Source organism: Desulfurellaceae bacterium, from assembly GCA_021296095.1.
Taxonomy (GTDB): Bacteria; Desulfobacterota; Binatia; order Bin18; family Bin18; genus JAAXHF01.
Genome location: JAGWBB010000160.1, coordinates 1 through 488, shown reverse-complemented (window position 1 = coordinate 488; position 488 = coordinate 1). Strand labels below are relative to the sequence as shown.

General features: G+C 64.1%; 1 protein-coding gene. It reads right to left on the bottom strand.

Annotation, left to right across the window (positions count from 1 at the left end; all coding sequences use genetic code 11):
* The coding region (locus tag J4F42_22050; GenBank protein MCE2488206.1) for a hypothetical protein at positions 1–488 on the bottom strand (488 nt) is incomplete at both ends.

Sequence of the window (488 nt, the reverse complement as noted above, 5' to 3'; positions counted from 1 at the left end):
GGACGACAACCGTCCGGCGCACATCCTTCAGGAAGTCACTCCCAAGGGTCGTCACCCGCACCGTCGTCCGGGCAAACTCCACCCCATCGACCAGCGCCCGCACCGGATGCTCGCCCGGTCCCAGATTGTTCCAGTTGACCAGCAGGCTGAAGCCGTTGTTGCTATCCCCACACTCCCCCTGGGTATCGCCCCGGGGCGTCCCGTAGGCCGCCGGTACCGGAGTGCCGGCCAGTTCGATGACAATCTCTTGCGCTTCACACGCCCAGCCCGAGATGATCCCAATCCCGCTCTGGAACGAGCCCACGGCGGGGTTCTCCAGACGCGCTTGAGGCGGTAGGGGTGGGGTATCGAAATCGGACGAGAACACGGCCACGTCGTCGATGGTCCAGCCGTCGGCCGTCTGAGCCGCATCGGACCACAGGTTGAAGGCGAGCCTTATTTGCTCTCCGACGAAAGGACTCAGATCAAGGGATGCCTGCTGCCAGTTC